Source organism: Flavobacterium movens (assembly GCF_039581425.1).
Taxonomy (GTDB): domain Bacteria; phylum Bacteroidota; class Bacteroidia; order Flavobacteriales; family Flavobacteriaceae; genus Flavobacterium; species Flavobacterium luteolum.
The window spans coordinates 63837-82104 of record NZ_JBCPXY010000013.1; the positions used below are offsets into that span (position 1 = coordinate 63837).

Below are 18268 nucleotides of genomic sequence, written 5' to 3' on the forward strand. Positions count from 1 at the left end.
ATGGTTTTTGAGTTATTCCTTTTTTTGTTTTTTGATTATTCAAAAGAATATAACTTAAAAGCAAAACTTAATTTTCTTAATTTCTTAATGGTTCAATTTTTTCAATGAAGATTAATTTTAAAAAAACATACAAATTCGCCATAAAATCGGCATTGTATATCAGTCTTTTTACAACAGCATTTGTACTGATGTTAATGTCATTATTTTATAAAAATCAATTAAAACATCAAGTTGCGTTTGGAATAATTTTCATAATCGTAATCTATATTTTCTCTTTTCTGGTTTTACAATATCGTGTAGAACGCTTTATTTACCGAAGAGTGAAGAAAATTTACGATGAGGTTTCGTTGCTAGAATCCACAACATTAATCAATCAGCCGATTAATACCGATATGGAAACGCTTTCGCGTGAAGTGAAAAAGTTCGCGACAGATAAAAAACTAGAAATCGAAATGCTCGAAATCCGCGAACAATATAGAAGAGAGTTTTTAGGAAACGTTTCACACGAACTAAAAACACCTTTATTTACTGTTCAAGGTTACGTTTCAACTTTGCTTGACGGCGCAATGGACGATAAAAATATCAGAAAGAAATATTTAAAACGTGCCGAAAAAGGAGTAGAGCGTCTTATATATATTGTTGAAGATTTGGATATGATTACCAAATTAGAATCGGGCGATTTAGATCTCAATATGACTGATTTTGATATTGTCGAATTAATTCAAAATGTTTTCGAACTGCTTGAAATGAAAGCCGATAAAAAGAAAATCAAATTGGCTTTTGAAAGTAAAAATGTGCAGTCTGTAATGATTCGAGGAGATCAGGATAGAATACAGCAAGTTTTAGAAAATCTGATTGTAAACTCTATTAAGTACGGAAAAGAAGGTGGTCTGACTGAAGTTGGCGTAGTAAATTTAACCAAGAAAAAAGTCTTAATTCGTATTAGCGATAACGGAGAAGGCGTTGAAAAACAAAACATTCCACGACTTTTTGAACGTTTTTATCGAGTGGATAAAAGCGGAACAAGATCTGAAGGTGGTTCTGGTTTAGGTCTGGCAATTGTAAAGCATATTATTGAAGCGCATAAGGAGAAAGTTTATGTAGAAAGTGAGTTCGGAATTGGCTCTGAATTCTCTTTTACGCTCGAAAAAGCAAATAAAACAACAAAAACTGACGTTAAAAAATCGTAACGTCAGTTTTGTTAAAAGCCCTAAAACAAAGGTGTTTAACGATAAATAAACATTTGGATTTAGGTCATAACATTAAATTTTTATTATAGTAACATCTGGTTAATGATTTCTTAACATAGGTGCTCCATCTTTGCATCCTGAAATTAAGGGAATTAGAGAACTAATGATAAAAAGAAAACTAGTAGCTGTTTTATTACTGCTAACCTTTGCTGCTAATGCGCAGGAAACAGATAAAAAAGAATTAAACAAACAGGATGTAAAAAACGAGGTAATGCGTATTTTAGATTCTATAAATAAAGCGAAACTTCCGGAAACTAAATCTGGAGGAGGAGTTGAAGAACATTGGTATGACAGAATCTCTTTAAGAGGTTATGCACAAATTAGATACAATGGTCTTTTTTCTACAAATGATAAAGTTTCTTGCGAACAATGTGATAAATCTTGGGGAACAACTTCTACAGCTCCAGATGCAAAAGCAAACAACGGACTTTTTATTCGTCGTGCCCGTTTAGTATTTTCAGGACAAGTTCACCCGAATGTATTCTTCTATTTCCAACCAGACTTTGCGAGTTCTCCAGTTAGCGGTATTAATAATTTCGTACAGATTCGTGATTTGTATTTTGATCTTTCTTTTGATAAAAAAAGAGAATATCGTGTTCGCGTTGGACAGAGTAAAATTCCATACGGCTTCGAAAATATGCAGTCAAGTTCACAGCGTTTATCTTTAGATCGTGCCGACGCTATCAACAGCTCAATTTTAAATGAACGTGATTTAGGGATATTCTTTTATTGGGCTCCAGCCGAAATTAGACAGCGTTTTGAAATGTTGGTTAGAGATGGCTATAAAGGTTCTGGAGATTTTGGAGTTTTTGCCTTTGGTGTTTATAATGGGCAGATTGCCAATAAATTGGATGGGAATCGAGATTTAAATGTGGTAACGAGAGTATCATATCCTTTTGTAGTTGGAAGTCAGATTATAGAACCAGGAATTCAGGCTTATACCGGTAAGTGGGCTTTTACTGGAGAAGTTTCGCCAGGAGTTACTGTTAACGATCCTCAATATGTAAAAGATCAGCGAGTGGGGGCAACTTTTGTTTTATATCCTAGACCATTTGGTATTCAGACTGAATACAATATCGGAACAGGACCTCGATACAATACACTTACCAATACAATCGACCAAACCGATTTGAACGGAGGTTACGTTTTATTAAACTATAAATGGGATATTAAAAAACAACGTATTTATCCATTCGCCAAATTTCAATATTATGACGGAGGAAAAAAATATGAAAAAGATGCTAGAAGCTACGTAGTTAGAGATTATGAATTCGGTATTGAATGGCAGCCAATCAAAGCATTAGAATTAACTGCAGAATATGTAGTAGCAGACAGAACTTTTGAAGATAGTGCACTGCCAATAAACAGACAACAAGGAAACGTCCTGAGACTGCAAGCACAATTTAACTTCTAAAAAGACACAGATTAAACGGATTTACTATTGCAAAGACGCTGAAAAAACTGATTTTGTTATCTAAAATTTGAATTGCCTCCAGCTTTAGCTGGAGGTTTTTTATTGTAATGATAAGGCTTTAGGTGAACTAGTTTGGTGCAATTATGCTATTTTGTTTTCGAAAACAGTAAATAGCGAATCCCAGTCGATATTATTTTCAAATTGGGATAATCCTTTAAACGATTTTACTTTTGATAAATCATCAATTGTGAAGTCGTTTTGCATGGCATACGGCACAAGATTTTCTTCTTGAAGTTTTATTGCTAGATATTCCTGTTCATATTGTCCTGGGGTCGGAATAAAAAAAGCTTTTTTGCCCAGCTTTGCCAAATCCATTACTGTAGTATAACCCGAACGGCACAATACAAACTCACTTTCGTTAAAAGTCTGTTCCAGCTGTTTTGAGTTCATAAAATTGTAATAGGTAACATTTCCAGCCTGCCATTTTTCTTGCGATTTTTCTACTTTACCTTGCACAAAAACTACTTTTCCCGGATAATTTGCAGCTTCTTTTTGCAGTTTTTCATCCAAGAAAGTGCGCTGAGGTTCAGGTCCAGACAATATAATCATCAAATCATATATTTTTGGAGTATCCTTTTTTTTCATACGGCTCAACGGGCCGATGTATTTTAGATTCAGTTCATTATTTTTTAAATGCCCCAAATCTCCCGTTAAGTTCACTTTTTCGTTAGTATCAGGAACCCAGCATTCATTATATTTTTTTATGAAATACTGATGACATTTACTGGTAAACCAAGTCGTATTTCCAGTCATTACATTCAATTGATGAGTCATAAAAACAGAAGGCACTTTTTTGCTGAAAACCCCCAATCTGTTATCTGAGATTATGCCATCAATGCCATGTTTTTTAATCCAATGATTCACCATTTTTTTCTCATCCAAAACGGCAGTAATCATTTTCGGAAGATTTTTAATCAGCTTCCATTTAAAATTTTTACCATTCTTAGCATACTCAATATGATAAGAAGGCAATTCTAAAGTTTGTACATAAGGAAATTCTTTTCGTAATAGAGCCAGCGCAACGCCGTCGGAGGCGATAATTGGAATATAATTATTCTCTTGAAGCGCTTTGATAATCGGAATGCATCGAGTGGCATGTCCAAGTCCCCAATTTAATGGAGCTACTAAAATTGTTTTATTCGCAGAATAATCAATGCTCATTTTTAACACGTTTTAAAAACGAAGATAGACAAATATGTTTTCTTTGTTATTTCGAAGGTATTACTAAATTATTAATTTAAGGTGCTAAGTTGCTGAGGAACTAAGGTTCTGAGATTTAATTAATTTAAATAAAAAAGATTTTACAAACATATTAAGAAGCTCCAGAGGGGCGACATATCTATAGAAATCCAATTGCGCAAAGGCAAAGAGCTCCAGCGGAGCGATATGTTTTTTATAATCGAATATATGTCGCTTCACTGGAGCTCTTTAATCACTAGGAATTGCAATTTCTATAAATATTTTGCTTCTCCGAAGCTTACAAAAAGAAGAAGCTGTCCAAAAGGACAGCTTCTTCAAAGTCTCGTATTAAAACCTTAGCACCTCAGAACCTTAGTCCCTCAGTACCTTAATCTTGAATATACGTTTTATTTCCATTTTTGTTAATATAGTATTTACCACCTCTTGGTCCCGTATATACTTTTTTACCGTTGTATTCGCCGGTTACTTTGTCTGGTACAGACGGCGCTTTTTCATTAGTTTCCTTTAAAGTTTTACTAGCCGATTTTTTTGCTGCAGTGGCGTCTTTTTTCGTAGCGTCAGCTTTTGCGGTTGTTTTTTTAGCGTCGGCTTTGGTTTTGTCAGCCGTGCTTTTTGCTTTGTCAGCCGTTGTTTTTGCTTTATCAGATTCTACAGTAGCTTTTTTGGCATCAGCTTTAGCTTTTGTCGCTTGTTTATCGGCAGTCTTTTTTGCGGCGTCATCAGATTCTTTTTTGGCTTTTGTTGAAGCAGCTTTTGCATCGTCAGCGGCTTTTTTAGATTTTGTGGCTTCTTTTTTTGCGTCAGCCGAAGCTTTGTCAGCACTTGCTTTCGCTTTTTTCGCCGAAGTTTCAGTTTTACTTTTCGTGGTTTTTGCAGTTGTTTCCTGAGCATAAAAATTAGAAGAGAAAACAACCATCAAACAGAACAATACTAATTTTTTCATAAGGCTAAAAGTTTAAATTTCAATTAAAATTAAACAATTTATTGTCATCTTTTTCGTGTTACATTAAAAATATGCACGAAGCTGAACATTTCCTGTATGAATCGTATTTCCGGTTTCGCTTTTTCTTCCTTGATAATTTAAATTAATATCCAAAAATGACGTAATGTTCTTTTGCAGAAGCAGTTTCCAAACCAAATTTGATCCCGCTTGAAGTCCCTCGAGCATTTGAAAACCGACTGATGAAAATTCATTTCCATTAAATTTATTTTCATAAAAAGAGAATTCTCCATTAACCGTAACCTTCTTTTCGCCTGCATAAGAAAAAGAAGTCCCGATTCTGTTTTGGTCTAAAGTTTCGAGATTTCCAATTTGATTTTTTTTGTTTTGAAGTTCATAAAAGAAATCCAATTTGGTGTTTTTCGAAAATAAATAACTGACTTTTGGTGCCAGCTGCCAACCTTGAATGTCATAATTTTTCTCAGCAAAATCTTTTGAAACCAAATCGGTTTTTATGGTTTTGCTGAAGAAATTAAATAGCCAGCTATTTTGGTATAAATGTGTGTACTGAATTTGATGTGAATAATTCTGCACGTGCTGCGAACCAACAGAAAGCAGGCTCTTGCCTTTATTTATAAGATAAGAATACGTAACCGAATGTTTTTGTTTGCCTCGGTTATAAAATAAACTGTTTCTGAAACTCGAATTCAAACCCAAAATATTTTCTTCTGAAGAATCAAACGGATTGAGTTCTAATTTTTCACCATCACTTTTTATCTTTCGATCCATTATAAAAGAAGTCTGGTTATAAAAATAAGATAGCAATTTTTTGAATCCTTTTTCATTTTGCCATTGTAACGGATTCAGAGTTAAGGATTGCGAAAACTTATTTTGGTTGGTTTTTATATAAACCTGATTCGGTAAAAAGACTCTAACATAACGCGCTTGATCTTGATAAACTGCAACTTCAAATTCTTCCAATTCCTGAATTCCGTTTCCATTATAATCGTTCCAAGTGTAAACTCCTTGACCTGTTGGCACTTCTACATACGTAAATTCTTGTTGGGCAATAGTTCCTGAACTCGTTTCGTAAGCCGTTCCAATTTGCATGAACTGATTAAAAAAGCGATCGTTGTACAGAATTCTTGAATTTAAAGAAGGTTCATTCTGTCTGGATTTATCTGTAAAATCTAAATTTCTGTAACTCGCATAAACCGCCAAATCGGTTGTTTTGTTTTGAATTAGTTTTGATTTTAAATAATATGTCTGCGAATTGTTGACATGCTGCAGTATTCCGTTTTGCAAACTATCGTTTCGTCTCTGCAGAAAACCTACTTCAACAAAAACTTTTGTACTATCACCGCGCCCAGTAAATAAACCGTATTCTGAAAATCTTTGGCTTAAAGCCGAAAACTGATTGGTAGCTTTGTCTTTTTGTTGGTTGTCTTCCAATTGCATAGTTCCTCCAACCCAATTTTTTCCAAAATGATACTTGGTTCTGGTTTGGTTTCTAATGAATTTTGAAGTCGAAGCTGTAGCATCAGAATTTAAGAAACTTCCATTGTTTTCGATCGTCCAATTTTTTAGTTTGAATAAAGCATTTGTTGTATGTCTTGTTCCAGTGTAGCTTTCGCTAAAATCCAATTTCTCAAATTGATACGTTAACAAACCAATATTAGAGGTTTCTTTTTTCGAAAATAAATCAAAATTCAAACCCGTAACCAAAAGGCTTTGATTGCCATAAAGCGTTCCCGTTAAATTCCAGTCACGGTTAAATTCAATGTTATACAAACGTTCCACCGATTTAAAATTCTGCTGTACAAATTGATAATTCGCAAAAGCATCTAAATTCCAGCTTCTAGAAAAAAGACGTTTTTTAAGATTGGTTTTAAAAGCAATTCCTTCGTTGTTAGAATCATCAATATCAGAAAATAAATTTTGGTCATTGTTGCTTACGGCCAATTCAAAGTCAACCAATGTTTTCTCATTAGGATTGTATTTTCCTAAAAATGTTGCCACTTGAAGTTTTATTGGCGCAACAAGCTGTACAATTGGTTCGTAATTTCCTTGAAGAACACCGTTTATTGGTTCAATATATTGATAAATACGCTCAACAGAATTATTGTTTTGAATGATATAATTTCCTGCATTTGCACCAACCTGACTAAATCGCACATTGTACAAAACATCGGCAGGATTATTCGAATATTCGTAAATTTCAACCGAATTAATCAGTGTCTTTTTATACAAGATTTTATTCTCGGCATAAGTATCTTCGTAAGCAGAAGGCGCTTTCATCAAATTGACATCATCGCCCGCTTGACTTAAAATCTGAACCTGTTCTGGAGAAAGATTTTGCTGTAAAGGCTGATTTTTCATGTCATTTTCAGAATACAAATAACCGCCAAAGCTCCAGTTTTTGTTTTCGTGAGTTGCACCTGCATATGTTACAAGGCGATTGTAATTTCGTTCAGAATATTGATATTCCACATTAATACGCATTTCTGAAGTAATGGTAAAAAGCGACGTAAAGACAATTTCTCCTGCATTATAATCGATAACATAATCATTGTTTTCGCCTCTTTTTAATAAAACGCCGTTTACATAAACTCGCTCCGAACCCGAAATTACCAAAACATACAATTCGCCATTTTGCCCCTTTAGTTTATACGGACCTTGATTGCCTTCCTGACCTGTAAACGTGCTTTTGGCATATTGGCCTTTTACAAAAGCAACCGAAGCAAAAACGTTGGTTTTGCTTTTTTCGGTATCAAAATCAAAATTGGCAGAAAGTCCCTGAACTTTTTTATTAAAGCCCAAAAATTGAGTTTTCCTGTTTTCTAAAAAGACATCGCCGGCGCGAATGTTCCAGTCATCACTAAAAAGTTCGATAAAAATATTATCAAACTGATCGAGTTTCTGCGAATAACCTCCATCTTGCAACGGAATATTATTGTCTTGAAGCGAAGCCCTTAAACTCACTTTGTCTGAAATCTTTCCTGTAATCTGTAAATCTAAATTGGAGTTTAAAACCGTACTCTGATTATTACCAACCGTAACGCCTCGAGTAATGCTTCCAGAAGTTTCCAGTCCGTCAAAAGGAGTTACTTTTTTTACATTTGAGTTATTATCGATTCGGTATAATTTGTCTGATCCAACATCGCCGCTTACAATCTGATCCGATTTGTAAAGGCTGTATTCTCTAGTTAAAAGATCTGGATAATTAAGATAATTGACAATTAAGGTATCTGAAACCGATTGGAAATTTTCATTTAAGAGTAAATATCCTTTTTGAAAATCGACTTTATAAGAAGTAGAATCGATTGGTTGGTTTTTGGTATTTAAGATTTCAAAAAATCCAGAGTTGATGGCAACTTTTTCAAGACGAATAGTGTCTTTTGAAACGATTACTTTTTTGGTTTTGTACAGTGATTCAGTTTCCTGAGCCTGAAGCGCAGAAAACCAGAAGAAAACCGTCAAAAACAGTAATTTTTTCAACATAAATACTCTAACTCTAAAAAGTCAAAAGTAGTATTTATAATTGTGAATTGCAGTGTAGGTTATTTTAGATTTATTGGTCAATAGTATATCTTATTTTCCATTTTTAATAAAAGCCAAAATTATCAAAACAAAGAACGCGATGATTATAATGAAAACGGGATTTGCATAATTGGCGTGCCATCCAAATTCATTTATTCTTTTTGGAAAATAAGATCTTTTGTCTTTTGGATTGTAATAAAACATTCCCCAAATCCAATTATTGGGATCATTTTCCCATTGGTTTTTAGTTTCTTCGCTTGGATCGTTAATGTTTTTCATAATTCATGGAATTATTTGACTGTTATAAAGTTAATTAATTTCCATTTAAAAATAATATTTTAGCTTTGTTTAGGATATAATCAATTTAAATTATGGATACTAGCAAAGAACTTTTATTCTTTTTTAGTGCTTTAGGAGCTTTCAACGGAATTATTCTCGGAGTGTATTTTTTCTTTTTTACCAAGAAAAAGCATCTGACGAATTATTTTCTGGGTGCACTTTTGTTTGCATTAAGTATCCGAATCGCAAAATCTGTATTTGTTTATTTTCATCCCGAACTGCCAAAAATGTATCTTCAGTTTGGACTTACAGCTTGTTTTTTCATCGGACCATGTTTGTATTATTTTATTAAATCGGCAGTCGATGAAGTTCAGATAATGCCCAAATCATGGAAATTTATTCTAGCATTTTGGGGAACATTAATCGTTGCTATCGGCATTTTGTATCCGTATGAATTATACCCAAAATTTTGGAGAGGCTTTTTCATAAGAATCATTTATTTTCAATGGTTTGTTTATATTGTTTTTGCTGGTTTTGAGCTTCGTGGCATTTTGAAAAAAATCCTGAGCCGAAAAGAAAAAAACACTCCAGCCGAAATGTGGTTTTCAATGCTCTATTTTGGAAATTGTTTACTGTTTCTATTTTACTTCTTGGCGATTATGGGAGCACCAGGAGCTACCTATATAAGTGGAGCGGTTGTTTTTTCATTCATTTTATACTTAGGAATTTCGATTCTTTTATACAGAAAAAAAACAGACGATTTGTTTTTATTGAATGGAAAGATTTCGAATAAAAAAATAGATTCGGCAGAAGCTGTAATCTGGTTTGAAAAACTGAATAATGCTATGAATGAAAAGAGTTTGTATAAAAATCCAAACTTGACACTTCAAGATTTGTCTCAGGAAATTAATATCTCGAGCCATCAATTATCACAGTTTCTGAATAATAATTTGGGAAAGAATTTTACCAGTTATGTAAACGAATTTAGAATCAACGAAGCTTGTAAAATTATCACTTCTTCAGATAAATTAACTTTGGAATCCGTTGGTTATGATGTTGGTTTTAATTCTAAATCAACTTTTTTCACAGCATTCAAAAAACATACGGGAACTACGCCGTTAAATTACCAAATGCAAGCTGTGCAGTCCTAGAATGAAGTGCTGATTTATAAATTCGTACTCCTGATTTCGCTTTTTGGAATCTCATTTATTGATTTTCAGATGACTTTTGTTTCAAATAAAAGTCAAACTGTTAATTGTAAAAGTTTATGAGATTGTTAAAATTGGTCATTCTTTATGTTTTTTTTCTGGTCTTTTCATCAATAGAGATAAAAGCACAACGCATAAAAAAAGTTACAGATAAAAGTCATTATAGTGATGATGTGCTCTTCGGAAAGTTATTAAAGCCTGCTCAAGATACTTTAATCATTAAAGAGAAAGGAAATGAAAAAGAGAATGAGCACAATGAGTTAAATGAAGTGGTTGTAAAAAGCCAACCTTCATTATTAAAATATGGAGCCAACGGAAATATTGATGTCAATGTAAACGGAACCGTTTTGGCAACCAGCAGTTCGGTAAACGAATTGTTGGGAAGAGTGCCAAATGTTGTGGTTGCCGACGGTGAAATAAGCGTTGTTGGAAAAGGTGAAGCCATTATTTATCTCAACGGAGTTCTAATTAATTATGAACGTTTTGCCGCTATTCCCGTTTCGCAAATTCAAAAAATTGAAGTTATTTCTAATCCTTCTGCGAGATACGATGCCGAAGGAAAAGCGGTCATCAATATCATAACCAAAAAAAAAAGTGAAGACGGTATAATCGGGACTGCTAATCAGCATGTAACCGTTTCTAAATTTGGCGGAACGAGTTATAACACGCTTTTTGATTTTAGTTATTCTAAAGGAAAATTCTCGTTTGTCACCAATTATGGATTGCAATTAGGAAGAAATCGCGAATTGCTGTATACAACCCGAACACGCCCAAATCCTGATGATTATATGAAATCGGAATTGACAACCGATTGGAAAAGAAGATTTAATAATTATTCTAATTTTGGATTCGGACTTCAATATAGTTTTTCTTCAAATAATTATATTTCATTGGCTTATAGTGGCAATGTGAATGATTTGGGTGGAATTACAGAAAGCAGAAATTCGATAACTAATAATTCAGGAAAAAGTTTTTATGCCACAGATGTTGACCGAAATGATGTTTTGTTAAATCAGTTTATTAATTTGAATTATAATTGGACAACGGCTAAAGGTTCGACACTATTTATTGGATCACAATTTTCGAATTACAATCAGACGATAAGAGATTTTATTGACGAAAATAGTGAGATTGAGGAAACAGATTCGGAGAGATATTTAAAGAATAATGTGGGAGGCCGAATTAATATAATAGCAATTCAAGCCGATTATTCGCAGAAAATAAATGAAAAAACAAAACTCGAAATAGGAGCGAAGTTTAGCTACGCCACAATAAACTCGGGAACCGATTTTTTAATTTCTGATGATGATATAAATTTTGAGCTCGACGATGAGCTTTCAAGTGATTTTGAGTACAACGAAAATATTGCAGCAACTTACTTTAATTATATCGGAACATTGAACGAAAAAGTCAATTTTTCTCTTGGCGTACGAGCGGAAAAAACGAGTTACGATTTATTTACAAATGCCAACGGAATTCATAAATTTGATAAAATGTACAGCAATTTTTTTCCAAACGTGCTTTTAAATTTTAATCTTTCAGAAGATTGGAAAGGGCATTTCTCGTATGTTTCCAGAATTACAAGACCTAGATATCAGGCTCTAAATCCGTATGTGATTTATCAGGATCCGTTTACGACAATTGAAGGAAATCCGAATTTGCTTCCAGAAAAAACACATGCTTTTGAAATAGGTGCGATGTATAAAAAGTTCGATTTTAAAGTTGGCTATATGTATAAAATTGATCCTATTTCTGCGGCGGCTTTACGTGGAGACACACCAAACAGTTATATTTTAAGGGCATTAAATCTTGAAAAAGGGCATACTTTTTTTGCTTCGCTTTCTAGATCTTTCAATTACAAATGGTGGAATTCTGTTAATACAGCAAGCATTACCTGGCAGAAATCGATAGACAATTATTATGCATTTGCGTTTAGTCCTGTAGAGCCTCAGATCTATTTATATACTAATAATACATTTACGATTCCTAAACTTTTTAAATTGCAAGTTTTGGCTTGGTATTTAAGCGATAGAAGTTATGGATTGGGAAGCGAAAATGGCCGTTCGACCGTAACTTTAGGAATTGAGAGAAACTTTTTTAAAGATGCATTAAAACTCAATTTTAGCGCAAACGACATCTTCCATAAGTTTATGGTTTCGGGTGATTATAACGTCGGACAAACCCAGATTTATTATCATCGAACGTATACCAGCAATTATTTTAAATTGATTGCAACATACAGTTTTGGAGATTCAAAAAGGACGACTTATAAAAAGTCAGAAGTGGAGCAGTCGGAGAATAATAGGGCGAGGTAAATTATTTTACACTTTCAGATATAATCATCAAGACCAGAATCAGCACAACACAAAGAAAAACCGAATTGGGATTGGCAAAATTAATCGTCCAGCCTAATTCCTTAATTTTCTTTGGAGGAAATAATCTTTTGTCTTTTGGATTGTAATAGAAAAGTCCCCAAACCCAATTATTTGGATCTTGGTTCCAATTGTTTTTTTCTTCTTCAGAAGATTCTTGGTTCTGTTTCATTTTTTTGAAGAATTACTTTTATTGTATCGATATCCCAGTGCAATAATGATTACCAGCAGAGGCATGATGAATGAGATGTTATTCATGATTTTTAGATTTGTTTAGTTTTAAATTCCTTTCTGTTTTATATAATACATTTACAATACATAATATCAAGACAACAAGTATTGATAATTCAGTCCGTAGAAAATCGCTATTGTTTGTTTGCTTTTCCCTTTTTTAATTGTGTATAAGTAATAAGAATTCCGATTGTAGAGAGAAAAGGGCCAATTACCAATCTAAAATCGGAATAAGAAATGTCTTTAATATCTTTTGTAAGCAATGGACTTAAAGAGATACCGATGTATAATAAACCAAGAACGATAAAAACAAGTAAAAAATTCTTTTTGGTCATTTTAAGTTTTTTTAGATTATTACTATTCTCTTTATTTTTTGAGTTAATCTTTTTTGAGACCCAAACCAATTATATTTATGATGAAAGCAACTAATAACAAAAGCATTATATTGGCAAACATTTTGTCCGAAAGAAAATGTTGATTGGCATCAAGCATGATAATAGCTACAACAACCCAAGTCATGATTTTTACACTTTTATACATAATATATTATATGGTTTTAAAATTATTCGATCGTTAACGGGTTCTATATTTTTTATAAATGTAATAATTTTCTTCTAATATTGTTGATACTAAGAAAAAAGAGTTTGGAAGAGTTAGGAGTATAAAAAAGGCTTCACAATTAAGTGAAGCCTTTTTTAAATATATTTGAATTGAAATAATTACCTTTTATAAAGCAATATTAGATTAATTCTTTAGTGACAATCTGCATAGTTTCGCGGCTAACTTGTTTCAATAAAACTTCTTTGTTAGCTTCAACAGTTTGTGCTGCCTCTTCTGTAAAGTGACGGATTGTATATAAGGTTACATTTTCGTTGTATTCTACTTTGAATTTTTTAGAAAGAATTGCATTCAATTCTGGGAAATTTCCAAATTTATCTTCCACACAAACAGAGAAACTAATAGCAGAATTCTGAATTAAATTTACTTTGATTTTGAATTCGTGGAATAGACCGAAAATCTCACTGATGTTTTCTTCCATAATAAAAGAAAAATCAATTGACGAAAGCGAAATTAAAAGCTGTTCTCTTTTTACGATAAAACATGGATATTGTGGTTCTAAATCTACCCCTTTAGAAACGCAAGTTCCTTTTAATAACGGATTGATAAAAGATTTTACGTATAACGGAATTTCTTTTTTCTGTAATGGCTGTAATGTTTTTGGGTGAATAACCGTTGCTCCATAAAATGCCAACTCGATAGCTTCACGATATGAAATCTGGTTTAAAAGACTTGCATTTTCAAAATAACGCGGATCGGCATTCATAACTCCAGGAACGTCTTTCCAGATTGTTACACTTTCCGCATTTAAGCAGTAAGCAAAAATTCCAGCAGTATAATCAGAACCTTCACGGCCAAGAGTTGTGGTGAAATTATTTTCATCTGCACCTAAGAAACCTTGCGTAATATTTAATTGTTTTCTTGGAACATTTTTACTAATGTTTTGCTGCGTAGTTTCCCAATCAACTTCTGCATCTCTGTAGTTTGCATTGGTTTTAATGAAATTGCGAACGTCAAGCCATTGCGTCTGAATTCCTCTGAAATTCATATAATGGCTTAAGATATTAGTCGAAATCAATTCACCAAAACTTACCACCTGATCGTAAACAAAGTTGTAATTTGGAGATTTATTATGAGCTAAAAAGTATTCTAATTCATCAAACTGTGCATTTACAGCAGTGAAAACTTGATGATTTTCATCTTCAAACAAATCCAATAAGATCTGATTGTGGTATTTTTTAATTTCCTGAACAGAAGCATTTAGTTCTGTCGATTTTTCAAAGTAATTCTTGATTACAACTTCAAGAGCATTTGTTGTTTTTCCCATAGCCGAAACTACAAGAATTACGTCTTCGTAACCTACTTTTTGTAAAACGTCGTATACGTTTTTAATTCCATCTGCATCTTTTACCGATGCTCCTCCAAATTTAAATACTCTCATTTTTTAATTAATAGATTTTTAGATTTTAGATTTCAGACTCAAACAGAAACCTAGTATTTGTTTTTTTGCCACTCCCGATAGCTATCGGGATAAAATGATTTACACAGATTTTAAAATCATTTTAATCTTTATAATCTGTGGCTAAATATTTTTTTTATAATTTTTCTAAGAATGAATTAACGCCTGCTTCATCCATTTGCACAACTTGCCAGTCTTCTAGAATTCTTGCGCCAGAATTCTTGTAAAAATTAACTGCTGGTGTATTCCAGGCTAAAACATTCCATTCAACCCTTCTAACATTATCTCTTTTTCCTTGTTTCATGATTTCGGCATAAAGGGCAGAACCTAAACCTGTCCCACGCATCTTTTCTTTTACAATCAAATCTTCAAGATGAATTGTCTTTCCTTTCCAAGTAGAATAGCGATAATAATACAATGCTATTCCGACAATTTCTTTCTGTTTTTCTTCGTTTTCAATCTCTGCTACAAAAACATTAAATAATGGTTTTTCACCAAAACCGTCACGTATCAAATCATCTTCTGTAATGACAACCGCATCGGGTTCTTTTTCGAATATAGCCAGCTCCTGAATAAGCCCTAACACCGATTTCATATCTTCAGGATTTCCTTTTCTAATATTCATGTATTCTTATTTTTACGTATTTATTATCTAAAAAAGCTCCATTTTAACTAGTGCTTTTTGCAGATTATTAGCAAATATACAATAGTAGCATACAAACAAAATAATTTTTAAATCATTCTCACAAAATAAGCGATATTTGTGACTTAAAAATAAAACTATAACGATTTAGAAATGGAAGAACGCAATAAAACACTGGGAGAGTTTATTATTGAGAACCAAAAAGCATTTCAGTATTCGTCGGGAGAACTCTCGCGAATTATCAACTCTATTAGATTGGCAGCAAAAGTGGTCAATCATAAAGTAAACCAAGCGGGTTTAGTAGATATTGTGGGCGCTGTAGGCGCGCAGAATATTCAAGGTGAAGACCAGCAAAAATTAGATGTCTATGCAAACGAAGTATTTATCCAGACGTTAATAAACCGTGAGATTGTCTGTGGTATTGCTTCCGAAGAAAACGACGATTTTATTACTGTTCAGGGGAGCGACAACAGTCATAATAATAAGTACGTGATCTTAATGGATCCGCTTGACGGATCTTCAAACATTGATGTAAATGTTTCTGTGGGAACTATCTTTTCTGTTTTCAGAAGAGTAACTCCAATTGGAACTCCGGTAACTAGCGAGGATTTTTTACAACCGGGAATCAATCAAGTTGCAGCAGGCTATGTAATTTATGGAACTTCTACAATGCTGGTTTATACAACAGGACATGGAGTAAATGGATTTACGTTAAATCCAGCGATAGGTACTTTTTATCTTTCGCATCCAAACATGAAGTTTCCAGAAAACGGAAATATCTATTCGGTAAACGAAGGAAACTATGTGCATTTTCCGCAGGGAGTGAAAAATTACATTAAATACTGCCAGCGAGAAGAAGGAGACAGACCGTATACTTCAAGGTATATCGGAAGTTTGGTAGCCGATTTTCATCGAAATATGATTAAAGGCGGTGTTTATATTTATCCAACAAGTTCAAAAGCACCAAAAGGAAAATTACGTTTGTTGTACGAATGTAATCCGATGGCGTTTTTGGCAGAACAGGCAGGAGGAAAAGCAACAGACGGTTTCGGAAGAATTATGGAAATTCAGCCAACTGAATTGCACCAAAGAGTGCCTTTTTTCTGTGGAAGCTATAATATGGTAGAAAAAGCTGAGGAATTTATGGCTGAAGCGAATTAAAGTTTTTTTTGTTTCAAGTTTCAGGTTTCAAGTTGTTTTTGACTATGAACGGCAAACCCGACAGATTTTTAAAACCTGTCGGGTTTTATTTTTAAGATAATTAAAAAAAAGACGCAACCATTTTTAGTTTTGTCAATCTTTAAAAAGAACCAAATGTTTATGAGAAATTATGGATTAATTTTTTGTAAGCGCCTTAAAACTAATCAAAAACCAAAAAGTAAATTATGATGAAGAAAAAACTATTGATGATTCTGTTCGGAATATTTTCAGTTTTGTTTGTTTCCTGCAGCAGCGATGAAATTAAAGACTATCCGCTTGGACCATCTGGAGACGAGATTAAACTTTCCAAGAAAGAAGCTTCTTTTACGGCAGAGGCCAATACAGTTACGATTACTGCAGAATATAAAGGATGGTGGGTAAATAGCTTTGCATTAGACAAAGTAAGAATTGATAAAGGAACTGTAAATTTGTCTTCTGAAAATTTTATCTTTAAAAATGATGTTTTCGAAGTAGAAAAGAAAAACGGAAACACTTTGATTATTACGATGAGTAAAAATACAACGGGTGCAGAAAGGGTTCTTAATATAGGATTACAGTCAGGAAACTATTTTGATAATATAAATATCACGCAGTCAAAATAAAGGGTTTAAAACACAAAACCCGATAAAATCAATATCGGGTTTTGTGTTTTTAATTTTCGTTTGCAGTCAAGTTTCAGTATAAAAACTGAACACTAAAAACTGATTACTGAATACTATTTATGCATGTGCTGCATTTCGTAGATAAAAGTATCAGCATCCACTTTATTGTCAACCAATGACAATGCTTTTGCAATAATATAATCTACGTTGCTTGGTGTGAATCCTAGCGCAACACTTATTTTTTTCAATAATACTTCTTGTTTGTCTTCAAGATGATGATCAACATGAACCATTCTTGTCAAATCATATAAACGCTCTAAACGTTGAACATATGAATAAGGTGGATTGATCGGATATTTTAACGGATCGCTAAGAATTTCTTCGTATTCCGATTCTGTAATTTCTAAACGAGAAGCAAGTTTGTCTAAAAAGGCTTTTTCTTCTGGATATACAACTCCATCAGCTAATGCTACACGAACGATAGCAGAAAAGTGTCCTTTGTTTCTTTGCTTGAATTCGCTATCAAATAATTCTGAAAATGACATAATTGTAAAGTTTTTGTAAAACAAATATAGCCTTATTTTTAAATTATCGATTTTAAAATTCTCATAAAATTTAACTTTTCTTTATTGAAGGATTTGATGGCTTCAATATTTAAGTTTGAAAATTAATCGTAAGTTTACAACCCCTAATTATTTAATTATATTACACCTATGTCACAATTTTGGATTTATTTTCAAATAGGATTAAAACACGTTTTAGATATCAATGCTTACGATCACGTTCTTTTTTTAATCGCCTTAACCGTTCCGTATCTTTTTAAAGACTGGAAAAGAATTTTTTTATTGGTTTCTCTTTTTACAATTGGTCATACTTTGGCTTTAATTCTTTCTGTTTACGGCATCATTGCCATAAAAGTAGATGTTGTAGAATTTCTGATTCCGATTACAATTCTGGTAACAGCTCTTTATCATTTATTTACGGCTGGAAAGACCTCAAAAAATGATGGCGTAAATCTGGTATTTTTCATAACTTTATTCTTTGGAATTATTCATGGACTTGGTTTTTCTAATTATTTCAAAACAATATTAGGAGGTTCTGCAACCTCAAAATTGTTACCTTTGGGAGAGTTTGCCTTAGGAATAGAAGCTGCTCAGCTAGTAGTAGTTTTTGTGGTTCTGGTAATTTCATATATAGTGCAGACCGTTTTCCGTTTTTCAAAACGTGATTGGGCACTTGTAATGTCGGCTTTTATTATTGGAGTTGTAATTCCGATGATTATCGAAAGCCCAATTTGGAACAGATAAATTAA

General features: G+C 33.0%; 17 protein-coding genes. 7 read left to right on the forward strand and 10 right to left on the reverse strand.

Going from position 1 to position 18268, the window contains the following annotated elements; genetic code table 11:
• The first annotated feature begins 104 nt into the window (after positions 1–104).
• Together AAYQ05_RS19950 and AAYQ05_RS19955 are read left to right on the forward strand one after the other, a co-directional pair.
• On the forward strand, positions 105–1190 hold the full coding sequence (locus AAYQ05_RS19950) for a sensor histidine kinase (protein WP_343545044.1): 1086 nt from the start codon (positions 105–107) through the stop codon (positions 1188–1190).
• A 163-nt stretch (positions 1191–1353) separates the two neighbouring features.
• Positions 1354–2664: a porin gene (locus AAYQ05_RS19955; RefSeq protein WP_343545045.1), complete on the forward strand. Its 1311-nt coding sequence runs from the start codon at positions 1354–1356 to the stop codon at positions 2662–2664.
• Between the two features lie 141 nt (positions 2665–2805).
• Here AAYQ05_RS19955 and AAYQ05_RS19960 read toward each other — a convergent pair whose 3' ends face one another.
• From AAYQ05_RS19960 to AAYQ05_RS19975, 4 genes are all read right to left on the reverse strand, one after another.
• Complete coding sequence (locus AAYQ05_RS19960; protein WP_343545046.1) at positions 2806–3885, reverse strand: glycosyltransferase; 1080 nt, start codon at positions 3883–3885, stop codon at positions 2806–2808.
• A 406-nt stretch (positions 3886–4291) separates the two neighbouring features.
• A complete protein-coding gene (locus AAYQ05_RS19965) occupies positions 4292–4867 on the reverse strand; it encodes a hypothetical protein (RefSeq protein ID WP_343545047.1) in 576 nt (191 codons plus the stop codon).
• A 63-nt stretch (positions 4868–4930) separates the two neighbouring features.
• The gene (locus AAYQ05_RS19970; protein WP_343545048.1) at positions 4931–8365 is read right to left on the reverse strand and encodes a DUF8818 domain-containing protein; all 3435 of its coding nucleotides are present in this window, start codon (positions 8363–8365) and stop codon (positions 4931–4933) included.
• A 90-nt stretch (positions 8366–8455) separates the two neighbouring features.
• The gene (locus AAYQ05_RS19975) at positions 8456–8683 is read right to left on the reverse strand and encodes a hypothetical protein (protein WP_343545049.1); all 228 of its coding nucleotides are present in this window, start codon (positions 8681–8683) and stop codon (positions 8456–8458) included.
• A 92-nt stretch (positions 8684–8775) separates the two neighbouring features.
• On the opposite strand from AAYQ05_RS19975, the gene AAYQ05_RS19980 reads away from it, so the two are divergent.
• Together AAYQ05_RS19980 and AAYQ05_RS19985 are read left to right on the forward strand one after the other, a co-directional pair.
• On the forward strand, positions 8776–9834 hold the full coding sequence (locus tag AAYQ05_RS19980) for a helix-turn-helix domain-containing protein (RefSeq protein WP_343545050.1): 1059 nt from the start codon (positions 8776–8778) through the stop codon (positions 9832–9834).
• Positions 9835–9950: 116 nt separating this feature from the next.
• Positions 9951–12206 carry a TonB-dependent receptor domain-containing protein gene (locus AAYQ05_RS19985; protein WP_343545051.1) on the forward strand — a complete coding sequence of 752 codons (2256 nt, stop codon included), beginning with the start codon at positions 9951–9953 and terminating at the stop codon, positions 12204–12206.
• A gap of 1 nt (position 12207) precedes the next feature.
• Here AAYQ05_RS19985 and AAYQ05_RS19990 read toward each other — a convergent pair whose 3' ends face one another.
• The 5 genes from AAYQ05_RS19990 to AAYQ05_RS20010 all read right to left on the reverse strand — a co-directional run bounded on the left by AAYQ05_RS19990 (position 12208) and on the right by AAYQ05_RS20010 (position 15136).
• Positions 12208–12435: a hypothetical protein gene (locus AAYQ05_RS19990; protein ID WP_343545052.1), complete on the reverse strand. Its 228-nt coding sequence runs from the start codon at positions 12433–12435 to the stop codon at positions 12208–12210.
• A gap of 193 nt (positions 12436–12628) precedes the next feature.
• A complete protein-coding gene (locus tag AAYQ05_RS19995) occupies positions 12629–12829 on the reverse strand; it encodes a hypothetical protein (protein WP_343545053.1) in 201 nt (66 codons plus the stop codon).
• Between the two features lie 43 nt (positions 12830–12872).
• Positions 12873–13034, reverse strand: a complete 162-nt coding sequence (locus tag AAYQ05_RS20000; RefSeq protein WP_343545054.1) for a hypothetical protein — start codon at positions 13032–13034, stop codon at positions 12873–12875.
• Positions 13035–13233: 199 nt separating this feature from the next.
• Positions 13234–14493 carry an aspartate kinase gene (locus tag AAYQ05_RS20005; protein WP_343545056.1) on the reverse strand — a complete coding sequence of 420 codons (1260 nt, stop codon included), beginning with the start codon at positions 14491–14493 and terminating at the stop codon, positions 13234–13236.
• A gap of 154 nt (positions 14494–14647) precedes the next feature.
• Positions 14648–15136 carry a GNAT family N-acetyltransferase gene (locus AAYQ05_RS20010; RefSeq protein WP_177211910.1) on the reverse strand — a complete coding sequence of 163 codons (489 nt, stop codon included), beginning with the start codon at positions 15134–15136 and terminating at the stop codon, positions 14648–14650.
• Positions 15137–15307: 171 nt separating this feature from the next.
• Between AAYQ05_RS20010 and fbp the strand changes: the two genes are divergently transcribed.
• Both fbp and AAYQ05_RS20020 read left to right on the forward strand, forming a co-directional pair.
• Entirely contained in the window at positions 15308–16315 is a 1008-nt protein-coding gene (gene fbp, locus AAYQ05_RS20015; RefSeq protein WP_343545057.1) for a class 1 fructose-bisphosphatase, read from the forward strand.
• A gap of 224 nt (positions 16316–16539) precedes the next feature.
• On the forward strand, positions 16540–16956 hold the full coding sequence (locus AAYQ05_RS20020; RefSeq protein ID WP_343545058.1) for a BACON domain-containing protein: 417 nt from the start codon (positions 16540–16542) through the stop codon (positions 16954–16956).
• A gap of 113 nt (positions 16957–17069) precedes the next feature.
• Here the strand turns inward: AAYQ05_RS20020 and AAYQ05_RS20025 are convergent, their stop codons facing one another.
• Positions 17070–17501, reverse strand: a complete 432-nt coding sequence (locus tag AAYQ05_RS20025) for a TerB family tellurite resistance protein (protein ID WP_177211913.1) — start codon at positions 17499–17501, stop codon at positions 17070–17072.
• 168 nt (positions 17502–17669) lie between these two features.
• Between AAYQ05_RS20025 and AAYQ05_RS20030 the strand changes: the two genes are divergently transcribed.
• Entirely contained in the window at positions 17670–18263 is a 594-nt protein-coding gene (locus AAYQ05_RS20030; protein WP_281634022.1) for a HupE/UreJ family protein, read from the forward strand.
• Positions 18264–18268: the final 5 nt, after the last annotated feature.